We start from the raw sequence: 26,114 nt of genomic DNA, 5'->3' as shown, positions 1-26,114 counted from the left end.
GTAACTTACGACTCCTGGCCGAAATTCAACGAATTCTAGGGTGAGAAGTGCGTCCGCATGGTGGACGGTGAGTGTCATCGGATGGGACGCGGAGTACGGTGCCGACATGTCTCGCAGCATCAATCTCGCAGTGATCCCCGGTGACGGCATCGGCCAGGAGGTCGTGGCCCAGGGCCTGAAAGTCCTGTCGGCCGTCCTCCCGCAGGATGTGAAGCTGGAGACCAAGGAGTACGACCTCGGCGCTCAGCGCTGGCACCGCACCGGAGAGACCCTCCCCGACGCGGAGCTCGACTCCCTCAAGAACCACGACGCGATCCTGCTCGGCGCGATCGGCGACCCGTCCGTGCCGTCCGGCGTCCTGGAGCGCGGGCTGCTGCTCAAGCTGCGCTTCGCCTTCGACCACTACGTCAACCTGCGTCCGTCGAAGCTGTTTCCCGGCACGCCGAGCCCGCTGGCCGGCCGCCCGGAGATCGACTTCGTCGTGGTCCGAGAGGGCACCGAGGGTCCGTACACCGGCAACGGCGGCTCGCTGCGTACCGGCACGCCCGCCGAGGTGGCCACCGAGGTCAGCGTCAACACCGCGTACGGCGTGGAGCGCGTCGTCCGTGACGCGTACGAGCGGGCCAACGCCCGCCCCCGCAAGAAGCTGACGCTGGTCCACAAGAACAACGTCCTCGTCTATGCCGGCCACATGTGGAAGAAGATCTTCGACGCGGTCGGCACGGAATACCCCGAGGTCACCACCGACTATCTGCATGTCGACGCCGCGACGATCTTCTTCGTCACGCAGCCGGAGCGCTTCGACGTGATCGTCACCGACAACCTCTTCGGCGACATCCTCACCGACCTCGCCGCCGCCGTGACCGGCGGTATCGGCCTGGCCGCATCCGGCAACATCAACCCGACGGGCACCTTCCCGTCGATGTTCGAGCCCGTGCACGGCTCGGCGCCCGACATCGCAGGCACCGGCAAGGCCGACCCCACGGCCACGATCCTCTCCGTCGCCCTCCTGCTGCGTCACCTCGACTACGAGACCGAGGCGGCGCGCATCGAGGAGGCCGTCACCGCTGACCTCGCGGGACGCGACGGCTCGGTCCGCACGACGGACGAGATCGGCGACGCGCTCGCGGTACGAGTAGCGGGCTGACCCGACGCTTCTTCAACAAGCCGCCGGGTCGCATTCCGCACCCGGCGGCTTCTCCTGTGCGGCCTCCGGGTGCCACCATCAACCCTGGACCGTTTTCACACCGTATTTGCCCCGGTTGTTCACCCCGGTTCTTGCACCGGCTCGCGCGAGCGATAATCGGATGTGGGCCGTGGCATGCGGGAATGCTCGGACGTCCTAGCAGTCGCAGCGGCGTGAGCGCGGTCCGTCACAACCAACGGTGAAGGACACTGCACTCATGACGACGCCCACGATCGAGCTCAAGCCCTCCTCGAACCCGCTGTCCGACGCGGAGCGCGAGGCGATCCTGGCCAACCCCGGTTTCGGCCGCCACTTCACCGATCACATGGTGACGATCAAGTGGACGGAGGGCCGCGGCTGGCACGACGCCGAGCTCACTCCGTATGCGCCGCTCTCCATCGACCCGGCCAATATGACGCTGCACTACGCGCAGGAGATCTTCGAGGGACTGAAGGCGTACCGCCGCCCGGACGGCTCGGTCGCCACCTTCCGGCCCGAGGCCAACGCCGAGCGCTTCCAGCGGTCCGCCCGCCGCCTCGCGATGCCGGAGCTGCCGGCCGAGACCTTCATCGCCGCGTGCGACGCGCTGGTCCAGCAGGACAAGGCATGGGTCCCGGCGCACGGCGGCGAGGAGTCGCTCTATCTGCGCCCGTTCATGATCGCGGCCGAGGTCGGCCTGGGCGTGCGCCCGGCCAACGAGTACCTCTTCATCGTCATCGCATCGCCCGCCGGCGCGTACTTCCCCGGCGGCGTCAAGCCGGTCTCGATCTGGCTGTCCGAGGACCGCGTGCGCGCCGTCCCCGGCGGCATGGGCGACGCCAAGACCGGCGGCAATTACGCGGCGTCCCTGCTCGCCCAGGCCGAGGCCGCCGAGAAGGGCTGCGACCAGGTCGCCTACCTCGACGCCGTGGAGCACAAGTGGGTCGAGGAACTGGGCGGCATGAACCTGTACTTCGTGTACGGCGACAGGATCGTCACCCCGGAGCTGACCGGCTCGCTGCTCGCCGGCATCACCCGTGACTCGCTCCTCCAGCTCGCCCAGGATCTCGGCTACAAGTCCGAGGAGGGCCGCGTCTCCATCGACCAGTGGCGCGAGGACACCAGGAACGGCACGCTCACCGAGGTCTTCGCCTGCGGCACGGCCGCGGTCATCACGCCGGTCGGCGTGGTCAAGTCCGCGGACGGCGAGTGGAAGCAGTCCGGCGGCGAGCCGGGCGAGGTCACGATGAAGCTGCGTACGGCGCTGCTCGACATCCAGACGGGCAAGGCGGACGACGTCCACGGCTGGACACACCGACTGGGCTGACCTCCCGGGCCGGTTGTACGCGAAGAAGCCCGTCCCGCTCCCGGGGCGGGCTTCTCCGTGGGAGGCTGGTGCCGCGATGAGGAGTCTGGACTTTCACGTTGAGGTCGGCGCCGGGGGGCTGTCGGGGGACGCCGGTCCGGACGGTCCGCGTACGTACGAGATCACCCTGCGCGGCCCCGACGGCGCCGAGACGTCGGCCCAGAGCCCGTTTCCACTGCCGCCCGAAGAACTCCGTGCGCTCGACACCACCATCTCCCTGGCTGTCCTCTCCTCGTACGCGCAGCTCAGGCGCAACGCGACCGCCGACGAGAGGCCCGTCCAGGAACTGGGCGGACGGCTCTTCGACTTCCTGATGGCGGGCGAAGGACGGTCGCTGTTCGCCGCCGCCCGGCACCGCGCGGCCCGCGAGGAGCGCCCGCTGCGCATCGTGCTGCGCGTCAGGGCGCCCGAACTCGCCCGCCTGCCCTGGGAGTTCCTGTTCGACCGCGGCGAGAACAGCTATGTGTGCCCGACCATGCCCCTCGTACGCCATCCCTCCGTCTCGGCACCCCGACGGGTCTTACGGGTCGATCCACCGTTGCGCGTCCTGTGCATGGCCGCCCGCCCTGACGACCAGGGGCAGCTGGCCGTGCGCGACGAGCGGGCCTGGCTGACCGAGGCGCTCTCCGGGCTCGTAGGCGAAGGGCTCATCGAGCTCGCCTGGACCGCGGGCGAGACCTGGCGCGATCTGCGCGCCGCCCTGCGCGGCAACGGCGGCCCGTGGCACGCGCTCCACTTCATCGGCCACGGCGGCTTCGACGCGGACGAGCAGGAGGGGACGCTGCTGCTCGCGGGCGAGGAGGGCGGCACGTACGAACTGGGGGCGGAGAACCTGGCGATGCTGGTCGAGGGCCACCCCTCGCTCCGGCTCGTCGTCCTCAACGCCTGCCAGTCCGGCCGCTCCAGCGACCGCGACCCGTTCTCCAGCATGGCGGGCGCGCTGATGCAGAAGGGGCTGCCGGCCGCGGTGGCCATGCAGTACTCGATCTCGGACGGGGCCGCGGTGGAGTTCAGCCGCACGTTCTACGAGACGCTCGCGCACCGCCGCCCGGTCGACGAGGCGGTGACGGAAGCACGGCAGGCGGTACGGCTCGCACAGCGAAGGACGCTGGAGTGGGGGACGCCCGTCCTGTACATGCGTGCGCTGGACGGTCTCCTCTTCGACGTCGGCGAGACGCCTCCGGCTGCGGCGCCGGTCAGCCTGCACGATCTCTACGTCCAGGGCCTGGCTGCGTTCTACCAGCGTCGGTGGGACGACGCGGTGGAGGCGTTCCGCGCGGTCGTCGCCCGCGACGGAGGACACCAGGACGCCGTGGCGAAACTGGCCGAGGCGGAGCGGAAGCGGCGTCTGGAGCACCTCTACACGGCGGGCACGGGCGCGGCGGCGGAGGGCCACTGGGCGGCGGCGGTCGAACACCTCGAAGCGGTGGTGGCCGCTGATGCGGACTTCCGCGACGCGGCGGAGCGGCTGGCGGAAGCGGTGACCCGCCGCGAGGTGACTGTACTGAGGGCGGAGGCGGCCGCTCTGCACGCCGCGGGGGAGTGGTCGGCGGTGCTGGCTGTGGGGGCGCGGCTCGCGGAACTGGCGCCGGAGGACCCGGATCCGGACGGGGTGGTGAGCGATGCGCGGGCGGAACTGGAGCGGGTGGACGATCCGGAACCGGAGGCAGACGCTCCGGTGCTGTTCGCCCACTCCCAGGCCCTGTCCACCGCGGATGTGCCGCTCCACCTGACACGCGCGCCCCGGGCCTTCGCCTTCAGCCCGGACGGAGCCCGGCTCGCCATCGCTTCTCTGGGCCGCTCCACCGTCGTGTTCGACGGCTACGGCAAACCTGTGGTCCACGTGCAGGACGGGCTGACACGACGGTTCCGCGACGTGTGGGACTCGGACAGCAACAGAGACGACGCAGTGGCCCTCTCGCCCGGCGGGAAACGGCTCCTCACCGTTGGCCCCCGGTCCGTGCGGATCTGGGACGTCGACAGTGGCGAGAGCATCCGGGAGGTGGAGGCGGCAGTGAACCGTACTACCCGCCTCGCTCTGGGCCGCGACGGCGACAGCCTCCTGATCGTCAACAGGATCGGCATCTCGTCGATCTGGCGCGCGCAGGGAACGCCGATCCCGATTGCCGGCGGCACCGGGCCGCGCCTGGCGGTGGCCAGCCGGGACGGATCCCGGTATGCCACCGTCGGCCCTGTCAGCGGGGGCGAAAGCCTGGTGCCCGAGCTGGACTGGTCGTCTCTCGAGCAGGCGGCATCGTCCGGTACCACCAGCGCTTCCGCCCCGCATCGCCTGCGCGTCTGGGACGCCTTCACCGGTGAGCGACAGGCGGACCTCGCCTGCGGGGACCGCGTCCGCGACGTGGCCTTCAGCCCCGTCTCGAACCAGGTCGCCGTCGCCACCGAGGACGGGATCGTACGCGTCCTGGATCTCGCCACCGGTGAGGAACTGCGGCGGTTCGAGCACGAGAGGGCCGTTAAGAAGCTGGCGTACAACAGCGACGGGACGCGGCTGATCACCGCGGGCGGCGTGTCCGCGCATGTCTGGAACCTGCGGACCACCGCCATGGTCCGTTGGCGGGTTCACAGCCAGGGCTGCGAGGTGCAGGCCGTGGCCTTCGACCCGGACGAGCGGCCTCGCGCGGTGGTGGCCATGGGCGGCATTGTCTGGCTCACCCGTGTCGACCAGCCCGAGAACAGCAGAGGGGGAACGGCATGACCACTCAACCACCGCTCACGGTCGACGTGTTCGTCGACGAGAAAGCGCCCGCCGCGCAGGAGACGCCGCTCGTCGACGCACTCACCACGTTCGGCTGCACCGTCCGCGTCCGGGCCGTTCCCGCCCAGCGGGTCGCGGAGCAGTTCGCCTGGGTCGTGCTGATCGCGCTGCCGCTGCACGCGTTCCTCAGCGGTCTCGGCGGCAAGTTCGCCGAGGACGCGCATCGGAAGCTGCGCGAGGCCGTGGCCAAAGCGCTGAGGCGTGAGCCGGAGCAACCCGCCGAGCGTGTACGCCCCGTGGTCCTCCAGGACGCCGCCACCGGGCTGCAGGTCGTCCTCGGTCCGCATGTGGACGAGGACGCCTACCGCAAGCTGCTGGCTCTGGACCTCACGCAGTACCGGTACGGGCCCGTCCGTTACGACGCCACCGAGGCCCGCTGGGTCTCCGACGTCGACGAGGCGCTGGAGCGCTGAGACGCCGGTGCGGCGGCGGTCAGTGCGAGATAGAAGACCCCGCCCACCAGCCCCGACAGCACGAAGCTGCAGTCCAGCCCGCCGGTCAGCGGCAGCAGCGGGCCCTCGTACAGCGGTGTGGACACGCCGCTCAGGCCGACCAGCGCGCCGACGGTCCAACTCGCCGTGGCGCGCGGGTTCCAGCCCGCGCGGAACCAGTAAATGCCGCCCCGCGAGCGGCGGTTGTAGACCTGTAGCGCCTCGGCGTCGTACGCGCCGCCGCGGTGCTTGTGCGCGATCATCGTGATCACCGCCCACGGCGTGCCGATCGCGGTCAGCAGCAGTACGAACGACGTCATCGCGGACTGGGCGTCCCAGGCGAAGTGGCCGAGGAAGACAAAGCCGGTCGCGACGGCGGCGACGACGAGCGTGGCCCGGGTGCGGGTGGCGCGCGGCAGGATCGCGTCCAGGTCGAGGCCCATGGAGTACAGCATCAGACCCGCGTTGCCGATCGAGCCCGCGGTGGCGGCGAGCAGCAGCGGGATCAGGTACCAGGCGGGGGAGGCGGCGACAAGCGGGCCCGCGTAGTCGAGCGCGGCGCGGGCGGCGAGCGCGGTGTACGTGCCGAACAGTTGAGGGATCAGCAGCCCCGCGAACAGCCCCGCACAGGTGGCCCGCAGCACCCGGCGCGGGTGGTGCTTCAGCGGCGAGATGTAGCGGGTGTAGTCGCCGAGCAGAGTGATGAAGGCGATCGGGCCGCTCAGGCCGGCGGCCACCGCGGACAGCAGCCAGGTCGGCCAGAAGGAGCCGAGGAGGTACGGGGTTTCGGGCGGGGCGGCCGTCGTGAGGTCGGGGGCGTAGGCGATCAGGCCGAGCAGCAGGAGTGCGGTCATGCCGACGGCGAGGATCTTGCTCAGCCGCAGCAGCAGGCGGTAGCCGTAGACCGCGCCGACGACGGTACACGCGGCGAGCACGGCATAGACCAGCGTGTGCGCGACCGCGCCGGTCGGCAGTCCGGCGATACGGGAGAGGGTCCCGATCATCACGTCACCGCCGATCCACAGGGTCAGCGCGGTGTAGCCGAGCGAGAGCAGCAGTCCGACGACGGAGCCGACCAGCCGGCCTCGGACGCCGAAGGCCGCGCCGCTGGACGTGGAGAGATTGGTCGCGGTACGCAGCGAGACAAGGGCGAGCGGCGCGGTGACCGCGACTCCGACGACCGTTCCCGCGACGATCGAGGTGACCGCCGGCCAGAGTCCGAGACCGAAGGAGACCGGCAGCCAGCCGAAGACGATCACGCCCAGGCAGAGGTTCGATCCGAGCAGGATCGAGATGAGATCGCGGGGGGTGCTGGTGCGTTCCGGCTCGGGGACGGTGTCGACTCCGCGCTGTTCTATCGGCATGGGCTGCCCCTGACGTTCGACTGTTTGAATGCCGCTCAATGTGACTCAAGCCAAGGCTGCCCGTCAATGCTCCCCTGAAGGAAAGCTGAGGATTAGAGTGTCGTTCAAACAGGAGGTGTGATGAGGTGCGACTGACCCCGACGGAACGTGACCGGCTGCTGATCTTCAGCGCCGCGGAACTGGCGCGGGCCCGCCGGGCCCGGGGCCTGAAGCTCAATGTCCCCGAGGCGACCGCGCTGATCGCCGACACGGTCTGCGAGGCGGCCCGCGACGGGCGGCGGCTCGCCGAGGCGGTCGAAGCGGCGCGCTCGGTGCTCGGCCCGGAGGATGTCCTGCCCGGCGTCGCCGACGTGGTGACCGAGGTCCATGTCGAGGCCGTCTTCGACGACGGATCCCGGCTGGCGGTGGTCTCCGACCCGATCGGCGGCGGCAGCCTGGGCGCGGACGCGCCGGGCAGCGTACGTCCCGCCCCGGCGGACCCGGAGCCCGAGCCGGCCGTCCGGCTCACCGTCCGCAACACCGCGGCGGTCCCGGTCAGCGTCACCTCGCACTTCCACTTCTTCGAGGCGAACCCGCGCCTCGACTTCGACCGTGCGTCCGCGTACGGCATGCGCCTGTGCGTCCCGGCAGGCTCCTCGGTCCGTTTCGACCCGGGCGCGGAGGCCGAAGTCGGCCTGCTGCCCATCGGCGGCGCCCGCGTCGCCATCGGCTTCGCGGGCCTGGTGGACGGCCCGCTGGACGAGCCGGGCGCGAAGGAAGAGGCCCTGCGACGCGCGGCGGCCTGCGGCTACCTGGGAGCGGGGGGCAACTGATGGACCCGTACGAGTACGCCGCCGTGCACGGACCTCGTGCCGGTGACCGTGTCGTCCTCGGTGACTCCGGGCTTGTCGTCCGCGTCGAGGCCGACTCGCAGCGGCCCGGCGACGAATTCCTCGCCGGCTTCGGCAAGACCGCGCGCGACGGGCTGCATCTCAAGGCCGCCGCCGTCCGCGAGACCTGCGATGTCGTCATCAGCAATGTGCTGGTCATCGACGCGGCGCAGGGCATCCGCAAGGTGTCCATCGGCATCCGCGAGGGACGGATCCACGCCATCGGGCGCGCGGGGAATCCCGACACACTCGACGGCGTGGACGTCGTCGTCGGGACCGGAACCAGCATCGTCCCCGGCGAAGGCATGATCGCCACCGCCGGGGCCGTCGACACACATGTCCATCTCCTGTCGCCGCGCATCATGGAGGCCTCGCTCGCCTCCGGCGTCACCACCGTCATCGGCCAGGAGTTCGGGCCGGTCTGGGGCGTCGGCGTCAACTCGCCGTGGGCCCTGAAGCACGCCTTCAACGCCTTCGACGCCTGGCCCGTCAACATCGGATTCCTCGCGCGCGGCTCCTCGTCCGACGCCGCGCCTCTGGTCGAGGCGCTCGCCGAAGGCGGTGCGTCCGGGTTCAAGGTCCATGAGGACATGGGCGCGCACACCCGCGCGCTCGACACCGCGCTGCGGGTCGCCGAGGAGCACGACGTACAGGTCGCGCTGCACAGCGACGGGCTGAACGAGTGCCTGTCGGTGGAGGACACCCTCAAGGTCCTCGACGGCCGTACGATCCACGCCTTCCACATCGAGGGCTGCGGCGGCGGACATGTGCCGAACGTCCTCAAGATGGCCGGAGTGCCGAATGTCATCGGCTCCTCCACCAACCCGACCCTCCCCTTCGGCCGGGACGCCGTCGCCGAGCACTACGGAATGATCGTCTCCGTACACGACCTCAAGACCGATCTGCCCGGCGACGCCGCGATGGCCCGGGACCGGATCCGCGCCGGAACGATGGGCGCCGAGGACGTGCTGCACGATCTCGGCGCCATCGGCATCACCTCGTCCGACGCGCAGGGCATGGGCCGGGCCGGTGAGACCGTACGCCGCACCTTCGCCATGGCCGGGAAGATGAAGGCCGAGCTCGGCCCGATGGCGGGCGACGGCGCGCACGACGACAACGCGCGCGTGCTGCGCTACGTCGCCAAGCTGACCATCAACCCCGCCCTCGCCCACGGCCTCGCGCACGAGATCGGTTCCATCGAGGTCGGCAAGCTCGCCGACATCGTGCTGTGGCAGCCGCAGTACTTCGGCGCGAAGCCGCAGCTCGTCCTGAAGTCCGGCTTCCCGGCGTACGGAGTCACCGGCGACCCGAACGCCGCCACGGACACCTGCGAACCGCTCGTGCTCGGCCCGCAGTTTGGCTCGTACGGCGCGACCGCCGCGGACATCTCGGTCGCCTTCGTCGCGCAGGCCGCTGCCGGGCTGGGCTCGGACCGGATGCCGACCGGCCGCCGCCGGGTCGCGGTGCGCGGCACCCGCGGCATCGGCCCGGCCGATCTGCGGCTCAACTCCCGGATCGGCGATGTCTCGGTGGACGGCCGCACCGGCCTGGTCACGCTCGACGGCGACCCGCTGCGGTCCGCCCCGGCAGACTCCATCTCCCTCAACCGCCTCTATTTCCTCTGAACAACACAGCCTTGTAAGCAACACAGCCTTAGGACGTGAGATGTTCCGTATGCCGCCCGAGTGGGCACCCCACGAGCGCACCTGGATGGCCTGGCCAGGACCGAACGCCACCTTCACCGGCGACGACCTCGCCGAGTCCCGCCTCGCCTGGGCCTCCGTCGCCCGAGCCGTACGCCGTTTCGAGCCGGTCACCATGGTCGTGGGCCGGGGCCAGGCAGCCGGCGCCCGCGCGCTCCTCGGCCCGGACATCGAACTTGTCGAGCGCGATCTGGACGACGCCTGGATGCGCGACATCGGCCCGACCTTTGTCACCGACGGCACCGAACTGGCCGCCGTGGACTGGGTGTTCAACGGCTGGGGCGGGCAGGACTGGGCCACCTGGGAGCACGACTCGAAGATCGCCCGCCATGTCGCGGACCTCGCCGACGTCCCCGTACACAGCTCGGCCCTCGTCAACGAGGGCGGCGCCATCCATGTCGACGGCGAGGGCACAGTGCTGCTGACCGACACCGTCCAGCTCGGCGCGGGCCGCAACCCCGGCTGGACCCGCGAGCAGGTCGAGGCGGAGATCCACGCGCGGCTCGGCACCGAGAAGGCGATCTGGCTGCCGCACGGGCTGACCGGCGACTACGGCATGTTCGGCACCCAGGGCCATGTCGACATCGTCGCCGCCTTCGCGCGGCCCGGTGTGGTGCTCGTCCACAGCCAGCAGGACCCGGCCCACCCCGACTACGAGCGCTCGCGCGTGTACGCGGACATCCTGCGCGGCCAGGCGGACGCCCGCGGCCGCTCGCTGGAGGTCGTCGAGGTCCCCGCGCCGACGGTCCTCAAGGACGAGGAGGGCGACTGGGTCGACTACTCGTATATCAACCACTACCTCTGCAACGGCGCTGTGGTGCTGTGCGCCTTCGACGACCCGAACGACGAGGTCGCGGCCGGCATCTTCGGCCGGCTCTTCCCGGACCGCACGGTGACCCCGGTCGACGCGCGGACGATCTTCGCGGGCGGCGGCGGCATCCACTGCATCACTCAGCAGCAGCCGAAGGTCTGATTCCTGTAGAACATACGGGTGAATGAGTCCTGTTCCCTTTCTGAGGTTCCGGAATGACCCCCACCAAGCGCCGCAATATCGCGCCGCCGCGTGAGTCCGTACTCGCCGCGGCCATGGCCACCATCGCCGAGCGCGGGCTCGACGGGCTGACCATGGCGGGGCTCGGCCGCGAGGTGGGGATGAGCAGCGGGCATCTCCTCTACTACTTCCGCACCAAGGACGAGTTGCTGCTCCAGACCCTGGAGTGGAGCGAGGGCCGCCTCGGGCACGAGCGCAGCGCGCTGCTCTCCCGGCAGGCGTCGGCGCGCGAGCGGCTGGACGCGTATGTCGATCTGTACGTGCCGGACGGGCATCGCGACCCGCACTGGACGCTGTGGCTGGAGGTCTGGAACCGCTCGCAGAACGCGGACGACGACGCGCGTGCGCGGCAGGCGGCGATCGAGGGGGCCTGGCACCGGGATCTGGTGGCGCTGCTCGCGGAGGGCATTTCGCGCGGGGAGTTCCGCGCGGTGGACCCGGACCGCTTCGCCGCGCGGCTGCGGGCGCTGCTGGACGGCTTCAGCGTGCATGTGGCGGTGGGGATACCGGGCACCAGCCGGGACCAAGTGCTCGCCCACGTCCGGGAGTTCGTCGAAGACGGCCTGTCCGGATGACCGTTCGCCCTCGGGGTGAAGCCCGGCAAGGGCTGCCGGGGGTGCCGTGCAGCTCGGTCCACCGGCGCCCGCATGCTGAGACCACCGTCCGCGAACGGCCCGGGCTGTGGCAGACTGCGACCGTGCTTTCGTTCGCCATGATTATGGGCAGCAAGCGCGCCGGTCCGCAGTGATCGCCTCGTACCACCATGTACGCAGCGCTCACCGTGCCCCAGACCCGCGCGCAGACCTCTCGCACCCGCGAGAGGTTTTTTCGTTTTCCGGCCCCACCCCGGCCAGAAACGAACCGCGCGAAGATGGGGGCAAGTGGAGCCAGAGCTTCCGGAGCCACGAACCCGACAGGAGTCCATTCAGCCATGACCACGGAGACCGACGACAGCTTCCATGTCTTCGACACGACACTGCGTGACGGCGCCCAGCGCGAGGGCATCAACCTCACCGTCGCGGACAAGCTGACCATCGCCCGGCACCTGGACGACTTCGGCGTGGGGTTCATCGAGGGCGGCTGGCCCGGTGCCAATCCGCGGGACACGGAGTTCTTCTCGCGTGCCCAGCAGGAGATCACCTTCCAGCACGCCCAGCTCGTAGCCTTCGGCGCCACCCGTCGCCCGGGTGCCAGAGCCTCGGACGACCCGCAGGTCAGAGCGCTGCTCGAATCCGGCGCTCCGGTGATCACGCTCGTTGCCAAATCGCATGACCGGCATGTGGAGCTCGCGCTGCGGACCACGCTCGAGGAGAACCTGGAGATGGTTCGCGACACCGTCTCCCACCTGCGCGAACAGGGCCGCCGCGTGTTCGTCGACTGCGAGCACTTCTTCGACGGCTACCGCGCCAACCCGGAGTACGCCAAGTCCGTCGTCCGCACCGCCGCCGAGGCCGGCGCCGATGTCGTCGTGCTCTGCGACACCAACGGCGGGATGCTGCCCGCGCAGATCCAGGCCGTCGTCTCCACCGTGCTCGCCGACACCGGCGCACGCCTGGGCATCCACGCCCAGGACGACACCGGCTGCGCCGTCGCCAACACGCTCGCCGCCGTGGACGCCGGCGCGACCCATGTGCAGTGCACCGCCAACGGCTACGGCGAGCGTGTCGGCAACGCCAACCTCTTCCCGGTCGTCGCCGCGCTGGAGCTCAAGTACGCCAAGAAGGTCCTGCCCGACGGCGCGCTCGCCGAGATGACCCGGATCTCGCACGCCATCGCCGAGGTCGTCAATCTCGCGCCGTCGACCCACCAGCCGTATGTCGGCGTCTCCGCCTTCGCGCACAAGGCCGGACTGCACGCCTCCGCCATCAAGGTCGACCCCGACCTCTATCAGCACATCGACCCCGAGCTCGTCGGCAACACCATGCGGATGCTCGTCTCCGACATGGCGGGCCGCGCCTCCATCGAGCTGAAGGGCAAGGAGCTCGGCGTCGACCTCGGCGACGACCGCGAGCTCGTCGGCCGGGTCGTCGCCCGGGTCAAGGAGCGCGAGCTCCAGGGCTACACGTACGAGGCAGCCGACGCCTCGTTCGAGCTGCTGCTGCGCGCCGAGGCGGAGGGCAGGGCCCGGAACTACTTCCGTACGGAGTCCTGGCGGGTCATCGTCGAGGACCGGCCCGACGGCACGCACGCCAACGAGGCAACCGTGAAGCTGTGGGCCAAGGGCGAGCGCATCGTCGCCACCGCGGAGGGCAACGGTCCGGTCAACGCGCTGGACCGGGCGATGCGCGTGGGCCTGGAGAAGATCTACCCGCAGCTCGCCAAGCTGGAGCTGATCGACTACAAGGTCCGCATCCTCGAAGGCCGCCACGGCAGCGAGTCGACCACCCGCGTACTGATCACCACCGGCGACGGAGGCGGCGAATGGGCCACCGTCGGCGTCGCCGACAATGTCATCGCCGCCTCCTGGCAGGCACTGGAGGACGCGTACACCTACGGTCTGCTGCGGGCCGGAGTCGAACCCGCCGAGTAGGCGGGCCCCGGGTCAGGGCTGGGTCAGGGGGCCAGGGCTGGGTCAGGGCTGGAGCCGCCACTTCTGGTTGGCGGCTCCGGTGCAGGACCAGATCTGCGCCCGGGCGCCGTTCGCGGACGAGTTGTCGGAGACATCCAGGCACTTGTCGGCCGGGACGTTCACCAGATCGCCGGTGGACGATTCGTGGCGCCACTGCTGGGCCCCGGAACCATTGCATCCGTACAGCTGCACCTTCGCGCCGTTCGAGGTCGATGCCGAGGTCACGTCCAGGCACTTGCCGAGCGCCTGGACGGTGCCGTCCGAACGGACCGTCCAGCGCTGGGCGGCCGAGCCGTTGCAGTCCCACAGCTGGACGGCCGTTCCGTCGGCGCTGGAGCCGCCGGCCACATCGAGGCACTTGCCGGCCAGCCCGACGAGCGAGCCGGCGGACTCGGAGCCGCCGGACTGCGTGCCCGACCAGGTGAAGGTCGCCGACGTCTTGCCGGGCAGCGAGTAGGTGGCATGCTGGCCGCCCCAGTTGACCGTGACGCTCTGCGCGGACGACGAGTCGTTGTACGCGATCAGCGCCTTCGAGCCGTCCGGGTTGCGCCAGGCCACATTCGGCACCGCGGTGCTCGCCGTCGAGGCGATCCGGTGCGCGCCCGGCTTCACGAACTTGGTCAGATGGCCCATCGTGTAGTACTCGATCGTGTAGTCCACCTGGCCGTGCCGTCCGTCGCCGTTGTGCACGGTGATCAGCCCGTCGCAGACGCCGCAGCCGCCGTTGTGCGGACCGCGGTTCTGGTCGACGGCCAGCGACCACTTGGTCACCGACTTCGCCCAGTTACGGGTGTAGTCGATGATGTTCATCATGTCCTCGCGCTGCTGGTTGGCGATCCAGGTGCCGCCGGAGTGCTCGGTCTGGAAGGCGTCCAGCTGCGGATACTGGTTGTGGATTTCCGTCTGCTTGGAGACGTTGCCGCCGTAGCCGTGCCAGGCGATGCCGCCGAAGTTGGGATGGCTGCGCACCGCCGCGTCGTTCACCGTCTGTGCGGCGTACGCGTCGTAGGTGTCCCAGTTCCAGTCGTGCGCGAGGACCTTCGTCGGCAGGCCCGCGGACTGGAGCTTGGGCAGCAGCTCGCTCTTGGTGAAGAAGGCGAGTCCCGATGCGTTCCAGCTCATCGACGGGTAACTGTCGCAGCAGGTGGGCTCGTTCTGCGCGGTGACGTAGTCGACCGGGACGCCCTGGTCGCGCCACGCCTGGAGGTATTTCACGAAGTAGTTGGCGTAGGTGCCGTAGTTCTCGGCCTTCAGCCAGCCGCCGTTCAGCTGTCCGCTGTCCTTCATCCAGGCCGGCGCGGTCCATGGCGAGGCGACCAGCGTGAGCGCCGGGTTGAGCTGCTCGGCCTGCTTCGTCAGCGGCAGCACATCGGCGAGATCGTGTGCGACGGAGAACTTCGAGAGTGACGGGTCGGTCTGACCGGCCGGCAGATCGTTGTACGTGTAGCCGAAGCGGGCCAGGTCGGAGCCGCCCATCGGATTGCGCACGTAGGAGAGGCCGATGCCCTCGGTCGGCGAGAAGAGCTGCTTCATCGTCTCGTCGCGGGTCGCCTGGGTGAGCGCGCCGCTGCCCTTCATCAGCCAGGCCGCGGTGTCGGTGAAGGAGGCGCCGCCGCCGGTGAAGGTCTGGAAGCGGGTGTTCTCGTCGACGGTGATGTTCGCGCCGCTGCCGCCGTTGCCCGGCTGGAAGTTGACGGGCGTCTGCTGCTGAAGTCCGCGGGTGACAGTGCGGCCGCCGGCGTCGCTGGTCGTGGTCAGCCAGACGTTCACCTGCTCGCCCGCGGCCTGCGCGGAGCCGGCCGACAGACCGGTGAGACCGGCCGCGGCCAGGGCGGATGCGAGCAGAATCCTGATCGTTCTCGTACGTCGCGCCATGGGCTGGGGCCTCTCTGGCTCAGATGTGGGGGACGAGGCGTGAGTGAACTGCTGTTGGCCACGGCCGTCAAGAGGTTGAGCATTCAGGAACTGAACGCACAACACCGTTCATCCGCCAGGAACTTGGGATTCGGGCGATCTCTGTGTGAAGTCTTGACGGCAGCACGGGACACCGATTGACTCACCGCGCACTCCGGTACCGGTTCCGGCACCGGTTCCAGCCGGTACCAGTCCTCGACGCGGAGGCCGCCGAATGCGTGTCACGATCGCCGACGTCGCACGTGAGGCGGGGGTCAGCAAGACCACCGTGTCCCGGGTGCTGAACACCAAGGCCGAGGTCGACGTCTCCACGGCCGCCCGCGTTCGTGAAGTGATCGCAGACCTCGGCTATGTACCCAGCCGGGGAGCGGTCGGCCTGGCCCGCGGCAACAGCCGCACGGTCGGCATGCTGACGCCACCGCTCACCTGGCCGTGGATGGGTGAGGTCCTCCAAGGAGCCGTCGACACCGTCGAGGCCGCCGGATACGGACTGCTGCTCTTCACCTGCAACCGCGGCGCCGAGTCCGTGGAGCACTTCACGAGCCAGGTCTCGGCCCGCGCCTTCGACGGACTGCTCGTCGTCGAACCGGACAACACACTCGACACGATCACCGCGATGCACCGGGCCGGGCTGCCGGTCGTGCTGATCGACGACCGCGGCCACCATCCGGAGTTTCCTTCGGTCGCCACGACCAACCGCGAAGGCGCGGCGTCCGCGGCCCGCCATCTGCTGGCGGCCGGCCGCAGCCGCCCGCTGATCATCACGGGCCGCCGCGACTTCGGCTGCGTACGGGACCGGCTGGACGGATTCCTCGACGTCCTGCCGACCGGTCTGATCGCCCAGGGCGACTTCACGGAGGCGTCGGGCCGGCTCGCGGTCGACCGGGCCCTCGCGTCGGGCCAACCGTTCGACTCGGTCTTCGCCCACAACGACCTCAGCGCTGCGGGCGCGCTGCGTGCGCTGCGGGCGGCGGGCAGGAGGGTGCCGGACGACATCGCGGTGGTCGGCTTCGACGACATCCCGATGGCCGAGCACACCGAACCGCCGCTGACGACGGTCCGCCAGCCGATGCGGGGGATGGGCGAACGGGCGGCGTCGATGCTGCTCGCGCACCTGGCGGGCACCCCGGCCCCGGACGAACCGGTGGTCCTGCCCACGGAGTTGATCGTCCGGGAGTCGGCCCCCGGGCCGTGACGGAGGCCCACCCGGGCCTGGGCGAAGCCCACAGAAAACTGCACCTCATCGGTCCCGTATGTGATCACCCGCACCGAAGGAGCCGTCATGCAACGCCCCCGCACAGGCACCAGAACCAGATTCAGAGGCAGAGCCGGCACCGCCCTGCTCGCCGCGGCCGCCGTCGTCGGCGGGCTGCTCGCCGGAGCGGCGCCCGGCACCGCTGCGGAATCCGCCGACGATCCCGCGCCCGTCGCCGTCGACCGCTTCGAGGGCGAGATCCCGTTCGCCAATCCCCCGGCCGAGGGAATCTTCACCTGGGGCAGCGACGCCGACGACCAGCCCAAGCTGGAGCTCAAGGAGCGCGCCGACGCCCCTGAAGGCGCCAAGGTCCTCGAAGGGGCCTACGACATCAGCGGCTGGGGCGGCTTCACCCACGACTTCGCCTTCGACCGGCCGGCGCACAACTGGACCGCCCACAAGGGCATCCGCTTCTGGTGGTACGGGCAGAACACCGCGCCCCTGCCGCCCGGATCCGGCAAGCGGATCAACTTCGAGCTCAAGGACGGCGGTGCCAACGGCGAGGCCTCCGAGCTGTGGACCACCTCCTTCACCGACGACTGGGAGGGCTGGCACCTCGTCGAGATCCCCTTCGCCGACTTCGTCTACCGCGCCGACTACCAGCCGGTCGGCGGCATCGACCAGATCCTCGGCCTCAACGAGATGTGGGGCTACGCGCTCACCCTCCCGCCCGGCGCGCCCGGGAAGTTCGCCATGGACGGCGTCGAGCTGTACGGCAAGGCCGACCCGGCGCTGACGGCGAAGGTCATCACCGACGCGGCCGTGTATCCGGTCGACGAAGGCGGCACCGCGCGGCTGAAGATCTCCGTCGCCACCACCGGATCGGGACCGATCGACGAGCCCGTCACCGTCGCGTACACGACCGAGGGCGGCACTGCCGAAGCCGGCCAGGACTACGTCCCGGTCTCCGGCACCGTCACTTTCCCGGCAGGCTCCGCCTCCGGCGCCTCCGAGACCGTCGCCGTCGCCACGAAGAAGGACAGCGCGGCCGAGTCCGCCGAGACCATCCCTCTCAAGCTGACCGTGACCGGAGCCAAGGCCCCGGCCGAGACCCCGCAGGTCGTCGTGGACGCCCACGGCCTGCCGTATCTCAACTCCCGTCTCCCGGTGAAGAAGCGCGTCGCCGACCTCCTGTCCCGGATGACGCTCGCCGAGAAGGCCGGCCAGATGACCCAGGCCGAGCGCAACGCGCTCAAGTCCCAGGGCGACATCGCGACGTACGACCTCGGCTCGCTGCTCTCCGGCGGCGGCTCCGTGCCCACCCCGAACGCGCCCGAGGCGTGGGCGAAGATGGTTGACGCCTATCAACTGCGCGCCCAGGCAACCCGGTTCCAGATCCCGCTGATCTACGGCGTGGACGCGGTCCACGGCCACAACAACGTCATCGGGTCGACGATCATGCCGCACAACATCGGCATCGGGGCCACCCGTGACCCGGCCGTCGCCGAGAAGACCGGCGCGGTGACGGCGAAGGAAGTGCGCGCCACCGGCATTCCGTGGGACTTCGCGCCCTGCCTGTGTGTCACCCGCGACGACCGCTGGGGCCGCTCCTACGAGGCCTACGGCGAAGACCCGGCCCTGGTCACCGCCATGGAGACGGTGATCAAGGGCATGCAGGGCTCGCCGTCCGGCAAGGACCTCGACCGCAACGACAAGGTGCTGGCCACCGCCAAGCACTTCGTCGGCGACGGCGGCACGGAGTTCGGCTCGTCCACCACCGGCTCGTACACGATCGACCAGGGGATCACCAAGGTCACCCGGCAGGAGCTGGAGGCGGTGCACCTCGCGCCGTTCGCCGAGGCGGTCAGGCGCGGCACCGGCACGGTCATGCCGTCGTACTCCTCGCTGGACATCCTCGGCGACGAGCAGGGCCCGGTGAAGATGCACGCGTCCGCGGAGACGATCAACGGCGTCCTCAAGGACCGCATGGGCTTCAAGGGCTTCGTCATCAGCGACTGGCAGGCGATCGACCAGATTCCCGGCGACTACCCGAGCGACGTCCGTACGTCGGTCAACGCCGGACTCGACATGATCATGGTTCCGACTGCCTACCCGGACTTCCACAAGACGCTGCGGGACGAGGTCACGGCAGGCCGCATCTCCGAGGCACGGATCAATGACGCGGTCTCTCGCATCCTGACGCAGAAGTTCGCGCTGGGCCTGTTCGAGAAGCCGTACGCCGACACCGCCAACCTCGGCAAGGTCGGCTCGGCCGAACACCGCGCCGTCGCCCGCGAGGCCGCGGCCAAGTCCCAGGTCCTGCTGAAGAACGACGGCGCGGTACTGCCGCTGAAGCCGTCACAGAAGGTGTACGTCGCCGGGTCCAACGCCGACGACCTCGGCAACCAGGCCGGTGGCTGGACCATCAGCTGGCAGGGCTCGTCCGGGAAGATCACCACCGGCACGACGGTCCTGGAGGGCATGAAGAAGGCCGCGCCGGACGCTGCCCTCACCTACTCCAAGGACGCGTCCGCGCCCACGGACGGCCATGACGTCGGCGTGGTCGTGGTCGGCGAGACGCCGTACGCGGAAGGCATCGGCGATGTCGGCAACGGCCACGACCTGGAGCTGAGCGCCGCGGACAAGGCGGCGGTCGACAAGGTCTGCGCCGCGATGAAGTGCGCGGTGCTGATCGTCTCCGGGCGCCCGCAGCTCATCGGCGACCGCCTCGGCGACATCGACGCGCTCGTCGCGTCCTGGCTGCCGGGCACCGAGGGCGACGGCGTCGCCGACGTCCTCTACGGCAAGCGCGGCTTCACCGGGCAGCTCCCGGTCACCTGGCCGAAGTCGGTGGACCAGCTGCCGATCAACGTCGGCGACAAGGCGTACGACCCGCAGTATCCGTACGGCTGGGGCCTGACCACGCTGAAGAAGCAGCCGGCCGGCGGTGAACTCACGCTCAAGGCGATCGCCCTCGTGGCGAAGCTGCTCGAGGCGACGGGACGTGCGGGATCGCCGGAGGCGCGGGAGCTGGTGTCCCAGGCTCGTGCGATCGCCCAGCAGAAGATGGCCGGTCACATCACGGAGGCGTCCGCGAAGCCGTTCGCCGACGCGGACCACCTGCTGCTGACGGGTGACCTGACGGGGGCGGTGGCGAAGCTGACCGCGGCGTACCGGCTGGCCTGATCCGTAGCCGTGGCTCCGCCCCGGGCCTCACCGGGTCCGGGGCGGAGCCACGGCGAAAACCGCAACCCGACGCTTGTCCGAATTCGTACGGGTTCAGGTAGCGTCGAGGGTATGAAGACCAGGCTGTTCACTGCACTGTCCGGTCTGCTGCTCGCTCTCTCCGCGACCGCCCTCGCGGCCGCCCCGGGGGCGCACGCGGCCACCGGCCCGGAAACCGTGGCCGAGGCCCTCAAGGACGGCCCGGTCTATGTCGACCCGCGTGCCCGGGCGCAGCTCTCCCAGGCCGACGCCGACGCTCTCGCGCAGAAGATCAAGGACGCGGACAAGCCGCTCTTCGTGGCCGTCCTGCCCACCGGCCCGGAGTTCCCGCCGGACACGGTCCTGCAGAACGTCCGTACCGAGACCGGCGTCACCGGCCTGTACGCCGTCCGCCTCGGCGACGGCTTCAACGCGGGCGCCGACAGTAGCGTCATGTCCAGCCAGGCCGTACAGAACCTGGTGACCGCGGTCAAGACGCCGGCCGGCGTCGACGCCGAGACGCAGCTCAACAACTTCGTCGACCAGGCCCTGCCGCAGATCCGTGGCAGCGCGCCCGCCTCCTGGGGGACCACCTCGGGTGACGAAGGCGACGTGAGCACGGCAGGGCTGATCGCGGTCGGTGCGATCGCCGTGGCCGGCGGCGCGACCGCGTTGACCGTGGTCCGGCGCAACCGCCGCAGGAAGGCAGAGGAGGAGCGGGCGGCCCTCGACAAGCTCCGTGTCGTCGTCGACGAGGACATCACGGCCTTCGGCGAGGAGCTCGACCGCCTGGACTTCCACCCGTCGGAGAAGGGCGCGGACGACGTCATGCGCGCCGACTACGAGCGCGCACTCGACTCGTACGACAACGCCAAGTCGAAGATGGGCGCGGCCGAACATCCCGCGGACGTACGCGGAGTGACCCAGGCCATCGAGGACGGCCGGTACTCGCTGGCGGTCCTCGACGCCCGCCGCACGGGCAGTCCCGTGCCGGAGCGCCGCTCCCCGTGCTTCTTCGACCCGCGCCACGGTCCGTCGGCCACCGACATGACCTGGACCCCGTCGGGCGGCACGGCCCGCGAGGTGCCGGTATGCGCCGCCGACGCGGCCCGACTCGACGACGGCCAGGACCCGATGGCCCGCACGGTCGACACGGAGTACGGCCGCCGTCCGTACTGGGAGGCCGGACCGGCGTACGGCCCCTGGGCCGGCGGCTACTTCGGCGGCGGCATCCTCCCTGGCCTGCTGGCGGGCACGCTGCTCGGCAGCATGCTCTCCACTCCGGCGTACGCGGCGGACTACGGCGGCGGTGAGTTCAGCGGCGGCGACTACTCCGGCGCGGACTTCGACTCCTCCGACTTCGGCGGCGGAGGCTGGGGCGGCGGAGACTTCGGCGGCGGTGGCGGCTTCGACGGAGGCGGCGGCTTCTAGGGCCCGGCAAGATCGGCCGGACGGGACGAACTCCCGGGCGGGAGCGGAGAGCTGACCATCAGGAGCTGAGCGTGCGTCAGCACCCGCCGCCGCTCGCATTCCTCGACATGCCCGCCGCACGCGGTAAGGCCGGGGGCGGGAGTCGGGCGGAGCCCGGTCGGGAGCCGCGGGGGTGCGTTTCGAATTAGCTACGGAAAGTGGCGAATCGCTACCGTCGGTTATTGATCATGGTCGGCCAATAGTGTTTATCTCCCGATCATGACGAACCGTACAAGGCTCAGAGCCTGCGCGGCCGCCGCCATCACCGCTCTCCTGGTGACCGCCGGACCGCTGTCCGCCTCCGCCGAGCCCTCCGCTCGCACTCCCGCTCCGCTGTACAAGGCGGCCAAGGCCGTCAAGGGCCGCTACATCGTGAAGCTCGACGCCGGCGCCGACTCCGCCGAGATGGTGCGCAAGCTCGGGCTGAAGCCGCAGTACTCCTACAAGTCCGTGATGCGCGGCTTCGCCGCACCGCTCACCGCGGCTCAGCTGAAGTCGGTGCGCGGGACGGCCGGCGTGGCCTCCGTGGAGGAGGACGCGGAGGTCACCATGGCGGACCTCGAGCCCCGCGCCGCGGCCGCCTCCTGGGGCCTCGACCGGATCGACCAGCGCGAACTGCCGCTCGACGGCCAGTTCACGGTGACCGGCACCGGCAGGGGCGCCACCGCGTACATCCTCGACACTGGCATCGACTTCCCGAACGCCGAGTTCGGCGGGCGCGCCCTGTACGGCTTCGACGCCATCCGGGACGGGCGGCGCGGCCAGGACTGCCAGGGCCACGGCACCCATGTCGCAGGCACCGTCGGCGGCGCGACCTACGGCGTCGCGCGCGAGGCCAGGCTGGTGAGCGTCCGGGTCCTGAACTGCGAGGGCTCGGGCACCAACTCGGGAGTCATCGCCGGTCTCGAATGGGTGGCCGAGAACGCGGTGCAGCCTGCCGTGCTCAACGCCTCACTCGGCGGCGGGCAGTCCGCCTCCGTGGACGCCGCGGCCGACTTCCTCGCGGCATCGGGTGTCCTGCCGGTCGTCGCCGCCGGCAACTCGGCGGCGGACGCGTGCGACTTCTCGCCGGCCGGCGCGAACGGCGTGTACACGGTCGGCGCGAGCACACCCCAGGACGCGGAGGCCGACTTCTCCAACTACGGCCAGTGCCTGGAGATCTACGCCCCCGGCACCAACATCGTCTCGGCTCAGCTCGGCGGTGGCAGTGTCGCCCTGAGCGGCACGTCCATGGCTTCTCCGCACGTGGCCGGCGCCGCTCTCCTCTACAAGGCAAGCACCCCGGCAGCGACCGCGGACCAGGTCGCGAGCTGGCTCACCACCCAGGGCACCACGGACGAGCTGACCGGCGTCAGCCCGGGTTCGCCGAACCTGCTTCTCTACACCGACGCACTCTGAGCCCGGCCACGACTGAGCGGGCATGACTGAGCGCCCGCCGCTCCGGTTCTTGGGGGAGTGGAGTGGCGGGCGCGCTCAGGGGGTCTCGGGGGCAGGCCCCCGAGATGTTCGCTCCCAGGCTCGCACCGCGACATGTCCGGTGATGCAGAAGGAGAGGGCGGGGTTGCGGGCGTCGGCGTATTCGATGAGCCACTGATCGTCCACTGCCGCCACGCGGTGCAGGGGTGAGGGCGGCGAGAGCCGTGACGCGTCACCCACCTTCCAGGTGTCCCCGGGGCGGCGCAGAAACCGCCAGCCCTCCCGGCCGCCCACGGCTCGGTAGAGTCGGCCGACGCCGGCGGGGAGATCCTCGCTGGCCCGCGCCGCCAGACCCTCAGCGGCGGTGCCGGCGTCGGCGACCAGATAGCGCCGACCCTCCTCGGCTGCGAGTTCTCTGCGGACGCTGGCCTGCTGGGGGCCGATCAGCAGAGCGACCAGCCCCGTGCACTCGCCGGCCCCGCAACCGTCGGATTCCGCGAACGCCGGGACGGGGGCGGCACTTCTGGCGACTGCTGCCTCGCCGACCCATCGCTCCGCGAGGTGCTTCCAGCGATGGGCAGGCAGTGTGCCCTCGTCACCGGGGATCTCCTCCCACCAGCCCGCACACAGCCGGGCCAGTGCGCCCAGGACCCCCGGGTCACTGAAGCGAGCGGCAGGGCTCAGGCTGTCGCCGTCGGCCGGAATGCTCAGCAGGCCGGAGCCCACGACAGCCACAGGGCCGGTCTCTGTCGACGCGAGGACGAGGTCGGCTGCGGCGTGCGCCGGTGTCCGGTTGAAGGTCACCTTGCCGACTTTGGCGGCACCCCCTCTTGCCGCGCCCAGAACGTCGAGCACTTCCTTGGTCAGGCTCTCGGTTTCCTCGCAGGACCACAGCAGATCCACGTTCACGCCCCGGTCTCGCAGGCCGACAAGCAGATCTCGGGCGGCGATGGCCCCCTCACGGTCGAGTCGGCCCGCGACAATGAGGACGTTGCCGGACGACCTGGCGAGGACCTGGTCAACCAGCCGCCGACTCTCCGCGGTCGTCAGCGCGATGTCCCGACACGACACGGGTGCTTCCGCATACGGCCTGGTGCGGCCGGACGCGGGGGCGTCGGCGGCCTCCCGGCGTCCGTTGCGGGCGGCCGAGTTGCGCATCAGCTCGCTCAGCTCGCGCTGGAAGTCGGCGTCGTTCGCGAGGTCGTCGTGCCGTTCCGCGACCTCCTCCAGGATCATTTTGGTCAGGTGCTGCCATCGGTGCGGCAGTCCGATGACCTCGGACTTGTCCAGGTCGACCCGGACCGGGAGGTAGTACAGGTCCGTGTTCACCCGGGCTACGGAGTCGATCCAGCGAATCCATTCCTGGCGCTGGTCCGAGCGGGGGAGCAGCCGCTCGGTTTCGCCGCCGTTGATCGCCGAGCGGATCATCCTGGGCCTGAGCGCCTCCGACCAGGCCAGTCGGTTCGTTGCCCGGCGCAGGGCCTGGCTGGTGATCAGTGACAGGTCACTGGACCGGGCGAGCTGTCCGGTCAGCCTCTCGCGGACGATGTTCGCGCGGCTCGTGCGGACCCTCAGATTGCTGGGCCTGCGCCCGGAGGAGATCGTCAGCCGGCCCTCCTCGGTGACGAGATAGCGCATCTCCTGCTCATGCTGCACCATCGCGACCCACCCTTCCTGGATGAGGGTGACGAGCCCTTCGGTCAGCAGGCGGTCGTGGACCTTGAACACCTCGCGCAGATCACGGAAGGTGCGACCGGCGGGTCCCTGGGCGTCGTTCACCGCTCGCAGAAGCAGCTCCTCCAGCTTGCTGTAGGGGCGGCCATGGGCGAGTTCGTAGGTGACGTTGTACATGTTCAGCGGCAGCAGCACGCGAATCATCATCGGAGGCGTCTCTTCCTGGTCGGTCGATGGTGCTCACGCGAGGCGGAACGGGGCGTCGAATCCCTTCAGGTCCCCCCGGATGCGAACGGCCCGGCCTTCGTCGAACCACGCCTCCAACTGGTCCACGGCAAAGGCGAGGTGCTGGAGCTTTGTCTCCTCCTCCGGCTTCCGCGACACATGGCTCACCTGGTCGCGGAAGAAGTCCCACGAGCCGACCAGGACCAACAGGAGTTCGGCGCGGGAGATCAGGACGTTCATCCGAGGAGCCTCGACGAGGAAGCCCAAGCCCTTGCCTGCCACCTCGGTGTTGTTGCGGACCAGGCTCACTGCGATGATCTGTGCCTGATTCCCCTGGAATGAGTCGACGGTGAAGAACCCGTCTCTGCGCGCGTCCGGTCCCTCCAGCCGGGAACGGCGCGGATCCGGGGCGAGCGTGAGTCCGGCCTCGCCCAGCGCCTCCCGCAGGTGAGGAGTGTTGAGCTTCTCGCGCAGGTACCCCACCTGCTGGGCGTAAGGAGAGAGCACGGCGAGATTCAGCCGCCGATCGGGGGCCGCCCGCAGCGAGCGCAGGAACCTCTCCAAGGCGTGGGCCTCGGCCGGGTTGCGGTACTTGGGCACCGCGTTCTCCGCCGCCCGCGGATCGACTGCGGCCGGGTCGAGATCCAGCCACACCACTGCCTTGTCCTTGAGCTCTCCCGGTTCCGCGAGGCGATGCAGAATGTCCGCGTGCGGCACCTTGGTGCTCTCGTCGCGGGTGTAGTGCTTCAGTCTGCCCTTGTAGTAGACGCCCGAGACCAGTTCTCCGATGTCGGGATGCATGCGGTGCTGGCCGGTGAGCAGTCCCTCGTCGTGCTCGTGGAACGCGCAGAGGCTGTGCACCTGCTCGAAGAGCTTCAACCACTTCTTGCAGTACTCGCCGAACTCCCTACGCTGCTCCTCGGTCCTTACCCGCCAGGAATGGAGCAGCTCGGTGTCGAGCAGATTTCCGACTCCCTCCAGCCCTTCGAGGGATGCGACGGTCGCGTCGAGCTCCGACACGGCCTTCTGGTAGTCCTCGATGCGGTACGGCGGAAGCTGCTTCGGGTCGCCGATCAGCAGCCAGCGGTGGCCCAGACAGAGAGGGAGGGCGAGTTCGAAGCCGTGGGCCTTGCCGGCCTCCTCGACGATCGCCCAGTCGTAGGTGACCTCGTCGGCGAGAGCGGCAAGATCACCGTCACCGGTGGTGCTGTAGGTGATGCTGGCACTGCGCTTGACCAGCTCCCTGAACTCCTTGGCGGAGGAGGCATCTTTGGTGTTGAGATCCTTGAGCATGGCCCGGCAGATCTCCAGCCAGTCGGCCTGGACGCCCGAGCGTTCCAGGCGCCCGGCCGCTGCTTCCAGCTGCCCGATCGTGTTCTCGAGCAGGGACTTGGTCACCTGCTGCTCCGACCCGGGCTCGTCCTGCACCAAGTGGTCGGACTGCTCGGAGTTGGCTCGCCGCAGCCGGATGGCCAGAGGTCTGCGCGCTTCGGGGATGTCCTTGAACGCCTCCTGTTCGACCTTGGCGCGCAGCACATCCACAGCGGGATGCGCCTGGGCCGTGATGAGGACCTGGGCGACCGGGTCCTCCTCCAAGATCTCGCGCAGCAGCCAGGCGACCATATGGGTCTTGCCGGTGCCGGGCGTTATCAACGGGTCCTGAGCCCCTCTCTTCTGTGTCCGCGATGAGCGTCACCATGAGCGTTCTGTGTCGTTGATGCA

General features: G+C 70.0%; 17 protein-coding genes. 13 read left to right on the top strand and 4 right to left on the bottom strand.

Features of this window, described 5'->3' with window-relative positions; genetic code table 11:
- Positions 1-106 precede the first annotated feature (106 nt).
- The 4 genes from ACH4YL_RS07280 to ACH4YL_RS07265 all read left to right on the top strand — a co-directional run bounded on the left by ACH4YL_RS07280 (position 107) and on the right by ACH4YL_RS07265 (position 5,720).
- Positions 107-1,147: a 3-isopropylmalate dehydrogenase gene (locus tag ACH4YL_RS07280; RefSeq protein ID WP_398505669.1), complete on the top strand. Its 1,041-nt coding sequence runs from the start codon at positions 107-109 to the stop codon at positions 1,145-1,147.
- 256 nt (positions 1,148-1,403) lie between these two features.
- Positions 1,404-2,492 (top strand): branched-chain amino acid aminotransferase, encoded by a 1,089-nt coding sequence (locus ACH4YL_RS07275; protein WP_398505667.1) that lies wholly within the window; start codon positions 1,404-1,406, stop codon positions 2,490-2,492.
- Positions 2,493-2,568: 76 nt separating this feature from the next.
- Positions 2,569-5,247 (top strand): CHAT domain-containing protein, encoded by a 2,679-nt coding sequence (locus tag ACH4YL_RS07270; RefSeq protein WP_398505666.1) that lies wholly within the window; start codon positions 2,569-2,571, stop codon positions 5,245-5,247.
- A complete protein-coding gene (locus ACH4YL_RS07265; protein WP_398505664.1) occupies positions 5,244-5,720 on the top strand; it encodes a hypothetical protein in 477 nt (158 codons plus the stop codon). The genes ACH4YL_RS07270 and ACH4YL_RS07265 overlap by 4 nt, the downstream gene beginning before the upstream one ends.
- On the opposite strand, the gene ACH4YL_RS07260 is transcribed toward ACH4YL_RS07265, so the two are convergent.
- Positions 5,663-7,102, bottom strand: coding sequence for a cytosine permease (locus ACH4YL_RS07260; RefSeq protein WP_398505663.1), 1,440 nt, complete (start codon positions 7,100-7,102; stop codon positions 5,663-5,665). The two genes, ACH4YL_RS07265 and ACH4YL_RS07260, sit on opposite strands and share 58 nt — an antisense overlap.
- Positions 7,103-7,227: 125 nt before the next feature.
- Here ACH4YL_RS07260 and ureA point away from each other — a divergent pair, with 125 nt between their 5' ends.
- The 5 genes from ureA (at position 7,228) to cimA (ending at position 13,255) form a co-directional block, all read left to right on the top strand.
- Entirely contained in the window at positions 7,228-7,914 is a 687-nt protein-coding gene (gene ureA / locus ACH4YL_RS07255; RefSeq protein WP_398505661.1) for an urease subunit gamma, read from the top strand.
- Positions 7,914-9,596, top strand: a complete 1,683-nt coding sequence (locus ACH4YL_RS07250) for an urease subunit alpha (protein WP_398505659.1) — start codon at positions 7,914-7,916, stop codon at positions 9,594-9,596. The genes ureA and ACH4YL_RS07250 overlap by 1 nt, the downstream gene beginning before the upstream one ends.
- 40 nt (positions 9,597-9,636) lie before the next feature.
- Complete coding sequence (locus tag ACH4YL_RS07245) at positions 9,637-10,647, top strand: agmatine/peptidylarginine deiminase (protein ID WP_398505657.1); 1,011 nt, start codon at positions 9,637-9,639, stop codon at positions 10,645-10,647.
- A gap of 53 nt (positions 10,648-10,700) precedes the next feature.
- Positions 10,701-11,300 (top strand): TetR/AcrR family transcriptional regulator, encoded by a 600-nt coding sequence (locus ACH4YL_RS07240; RefSeq protein WP_398505655.1) that lies wholly within the window; start codon positions 10,701-10,703, stop codon positions 11,298-11,300.
- A 356-nt stretch (positions 11,301-11,656) separates the two neighbouring features.
- Positions 11,657-13,255: a citramalate synthase gene (gene cimA, locus ACH4YL_RS07235; RefSeq protein WP_398505653.1), complete on the top strand. Its 1,599-nt coding sequence runs from the start codon at positions 11,657-11,659 to the stop codon at positions 13,253-13,255.
- Between the two features lie 42 nt (positions 13,256-13,297).
- On the opposite strand, the gene ACH4YL_RS07230 is transcribed toward cimA, so the two are convergent.
- Positions 13,298-15,169: an RICIN domain-containing protein gene (locus tag ACH4YL_RS07230; protein WP_398505651.1), complete on the bottom strand. Its 1,872-nt coding sequence runs from the start codon at positions 15,167-15,169 to the stop codon at positions 13,298-13,300.
- Between the two features lie 253 nt (positions 15,170-15,422).
- Here ACH4YL_RS07230 and ACH4YL_RS07225 point away from each other — a divergent pair, with 253 nt between their 5' ends.
- The 4 genes from ACH4YL_RS07225 (at position 15,423) to ACH4YL_RS07210 (ending at position 22,475) form a co-directional block, all read left to right on the top strand.
- The gene (locus ACH4YL_RS07225; RefSeq protein ID WP_398505649.1) at positions 15,423-16,403 is read left to right on the top strand and encodes a LacI family DNA-binding transcriptional regulator; all 981 of its coding nucleotides are present in this window, start codon (positions 15,423-15,425) and stop codon (positions 16,401-16,403) included.
- Positions 16,404-16,490: 87 nt separating this feature from the next.
- On the top strand, positions 16,491-19,589 hold the full coding sequence (locus tag ACH4YL_RS07220; RefSeq protein WP_398505648.1) for a glycoside hydrolase family 3 protein: 3,099 nt from the start codon (positions 16,491-16,493) through the stop codon (positions 19,587-19,589).
- Between the two features lie 111 nt (positions 19,590-19,700).
- Positions 19,701-21,038 (top strand): hypothetical protein, encoded by a 1,338-nt coding sequence (locus ACH4YL_RS07215; RefSeq protein WP_398505647.1) that lies wholly within the window; start codon positions 19,701-19,703, stop codon positions 21,036-21,038.
- Between the two features lie 258 nt (positions 21,039-21,296).
- A complete protein-coding gene (locus tag ACH4YL_RS07210) occupies positions 21,297-22,475 on the top strand; it encodes a S8 family peptidase (protein ID WP_398505645.1) in 1,179 nt (392 codons plus the stop codon).
- Positions 22,476-22,550: 75 nt separating this feature from the next.
- On the opposite strand, the gene ACH4YL_RS07205 is transcribed toward ACH4YL_RS07210, so the two are convergent.
- Together ACH4YL_RS07205 and ACH4YL_RS07200 are read right to left on the bottom strand one after the other, a co-directional pair.
- Positions 22,551-24,374, bottom strand: a complete 1,824-nt coding sequence (locus ACH4YL_RS07205) for a hypothetical protein (RefSeq protein WP_398505643.1) — start codon at positions 24,372-24,374, stop codon at positions 22,551-22,553.
- Positions 24,375-24,407: 33 nt separating this feature from the next.
- Entirely contained in the window at positions 24,408-26,045 is a 1,638-nt protein-coding gene (locus ACH4YL_RS07200) for an AAA domain-containing protein (protein WP_398505641.1), read from the bottom strand.
- Positions 26,046-26,114 lie beyond the last annotated feature (69 nt).

This window comes from Streptomyces sp. NPDC020681 (assembly GCF_044334895.1).
Lineage (GTDB): Bacteria > Actinomycetota > Actinomycetes > Streptomycetales > Streptomycetaceae > Streptomyces.
The sequence above is the reverse complement of the archived record's forward strand: the minus strand, read 5'-3'. Positions and strand labels throughout refer to the sequence as shown.

Bases quoted from the DNA above. Each gene is read 5' to 3' on its own strand.
- ACH4YL_RS07220 (WP_398505648.1), top strand. From the start codon at position 16,491: ATGCAACGCCCCCGCACAGGCACCAGAACCAGATTCAGAGGCAGAGCC.
- ACH4YL_RS07280 (WP_398505669.1), top strand. From the start codon at position 107: ATGTCTCGCAGCATCAATCTCGCAGTGATCCCCGGTGACGGCATCGGC.
- ACH4YL_RS07230 (WP_398505651.1), bottom strand. From the start codon at position 15,169: ATGGCGCGACGTACGAGAACGATCAGGATTCTGCTCGCATCCGCCCTG.
- ACH4YL_RS07275 (WP_398505667.1), top strand. From the start codon at position 1,404: ATGACGACGCCCACGATCGAGCTCAAGCCCTCCTCGAACCCGCTGTCC.
- ACH4YL_RS07210 (WP_398505645.1), top strand. From the start codon at position 21,297: ATGACGAACCGTACAAGGCTCAGAGCCTGCGCGGCCGCCGCCATCACC.
- ACH4YL_RS07205 (WP_398505643.1), bottom strand. From the start codon at position 24,374: ATGATGATTCGCGTGCTGCTGCCGCTGAACATGTACAACGTCACCTAC.
- ACH4YL_RS07215 (WP_398505647.1), top strand. From the start codon at position 19,701: ATGAAGACCAGGCTGTTCACTGCACTGTCCGGTCTGCTGCTCGCTCTC.
- ACH4YL_RS07245 (WP_398505657.1), top strand. From the start codon at position 9,637: ATGTTCCGTATGCCGCCCGAGTGGGCACCCCACGAGCGCACCTGGATG.
- ACH4YL_RS07225 (WP_398505649.1), top strand. From the start codon at position 15,423: ATGCGTGTCACGATCGCCGACGTCGCACGTGAGGCGGGGGTCAGCAAG.
- ACH4YL_RS07265 (WP_398505664.1), top strand. From the start codon at position 5,244: ATGACCACTCAACCACCGCTCACGGTCGACGTGTTCGTCGACGAGAAA.
- ACH4YL_RS07260 (WP_398505663.1), bottom strand. From the start codon at position 7,102: ATGCCGATAGAACAGCGCGGAGTCGACACCGTCCCCGAGCCGGAACGC.
- ACH4YL_RS07250 (WP_398505659.1), top strand. From the start codon at position 7,914: ATGGACCCGTACGAGTACGCCGCCGTGCACGGACCTCGTGCCGGTGAC.
- ACH4YL_RS07270 (WP_398505666.1), top strand. From the start codon at position 2,569: ATGAGGAGTCTGGACTTTCACGTTGAGGTCGGCGCCGGGGGGCTGTCG.
- ACH4YL_RS07240 (WP_398505655.1), top strand. From the start codon at position 10,701: ATGACCCCCACCAAGCGCCGCAATATCGCGCCGCCGCGTGAGTCCGTA.
- cimA (WP_398505653.1), top strand. From the start codon at position 11,657: ATGACCACGGAGACCGACGACAGCTTCCATGTCTTCGACACGACACTG.